Source organism: Paucibacter sp. XJ19-41 (assembly GCF_028462495.1).
Classification (GTDB): domain Bacteria; phylum Pseudomonadota; class Gammaproteobacteria; order Burkholderiales; family Burkholderiaceae_C; genus Roseateles_E.
This window is the reverse complement of record NZ_JAQOWX010000245.1, coordinates 1-1,383: the sequence shown is the minus strand read 5'-3', so window position 1 is coordinate 1,383 and position 1,383 is coordinate 1. Positions and strand designations below refer to the sequence as shown.

Below are 1,383 nucleotides of genomic sequence, written 5' to 3'. Positions count from 1 at the left end.
GGCCGGCCGCTGCCGCATGCGCGGCTGCGCGTCGCGGCGGACGGCGAGATCGAGGTGGCCGGCAGCCTGTTCGCCGGCTATCTGCGCGATCCGACGCCGGTGCCCGAGTGGTGGCCCAGCGGCGATCTGGGCCATATCGACGCCGACGGCTTCGTCCACATCAGCGGCCGCAAGAAACACCTGCTGATCACCGCGTTTGGCCGCAATGTCTCGCCCGAGTGGGTGGAGACCGCGCTGCGCGGCGAGCCGGCGATCGCCCAGGCGGTGGTCTTCGGCGACGGGCAAGCGGCGCTCAGCGCGGTGCTGTGGCCGCTGCAGACCGCTGCCGAGGAGACCGACGAAGCCGCGCTGCAGGCCGCCGTCGATGCCGCCAACACCCGGTTGCCCGACTACGCCCGCATCCGGTCCTGGGTGCGCGCCCGCGCCGCCTTCGGCCCCGAGACCGGCCTGGCCACCGCCAACGGCCGGCCGCAACGCCCCGCCATCTGGGACCGCCATGCCGACGCGCTGGCCTGTCCCGCTTGATTGATCCACCGCTTGCCCCATCGCTTCAAGGACTTGTCACCGATGTCTTTCCATACCCAGCTGCTGGCCCAGACTGCCGATGCCCGCCAGGCCCTGCTCGGCACGCCCATCATCCAGGGCTGCCTGCGCGGCGAGGTCTCGCTGCCCAGCTATATCGCCTTCCTGACCGAGGCCTACCACCATGTGCGCCACACGGTGCCGCTGCTGCGCGCCTGCAAGGCCGCACTGCCCGAGCGCAATCGCTGGCTGGAAGGGCCGCTGGACGAGTACATCGAGGAAGAGCAGGGCCATGACGAATGGATACTCAACGACATCAAGGCCTGCGGCGGCGATGCCGAGGCGGTGCGCCACGGCAGGCCCGGCGCGGCCACCGAGCTGATGGTGGCCTATGCCTACGACACCATCGCCCGCGTCAATCCGCTGGGATTCTTCGGCATGGTGCTGGTGCTGGAGGGCACCAGTGTCTCGCTGGCCCTGATGGCGGCCGACCAGATCCAGCAGCCGCTGGGCCTGCCCGATGCCGCCTTCAGCTATCTGCGCTCGCACGGCACGCTGGACCGGGAGCACATCCAGCACTTCGAGCTGCTGATGGCGCAGATCGAGGACCAGCGTGACCAGGCCGACATCATCCATGCGGCGCGCGTGTTCTTCCGCCTCTACGGCGATGTGTTTCGCAGCCTGCCGCTGCCCAAGCCGCAAGCCGCCGAGGCCCTGGCATGAAGGCCGCCCAAGCCCGTGTGCTGCTGACCGGGGCCTGCGGCGGCATCGGCCGCGCGGTGGCCGACAGCCTGCTGCAGGCCGGCGCCGCGCTGCTGCTGGTGGGCCGCTCGCCGGCAAGGCTGGCCGCCCAGGTCCATG

At 70.9% G+C, this 1,383-nt stretch carries 2 protein-coding genes and 1 pseudogene; all 3 read left to right on the top strand.

The annotated features are described in order from the left end of the window. Positions 1 to 525 (top strand): annotated as a pseudogene (locus PO768_RS28600) (AMP-binding protein); the annotation flags it as partial. Between the two features lie 42 nt (positions 526 to 567). Then, complete coding sequence (locus tag PO768_RS28595) at positions 568 to 1,245, top strand: TenA family transcriptional regulator (RefSeq protein ID WP_272648762.1); 678 nt, start codon at positions 568 to 570, stop codon at positions 1,243 to 1,245. Next, positions 1,242 to 1,383, top strand: a 142-nt coding sequence (locus tag PO768_RS28590) for an SDR family NAD(P)-dependent oxidoreductase (protein WP_272648763.1), incomplete at its 3' end; no start/stop codon positions are given. The genes PO768_RS28595 and PO768_RS28590, both read left to right, overlap by 4 nt.

Excerpts from the sequence above, each read along its gene's own strand:
- PO768_RS28595 (WP_272648762.1), top strand. The coding sequence starts at position 568 with ATGTCTTTCCATACCCAGCTGCTGGCCCAGACTGCCGATGCCCGCCAG.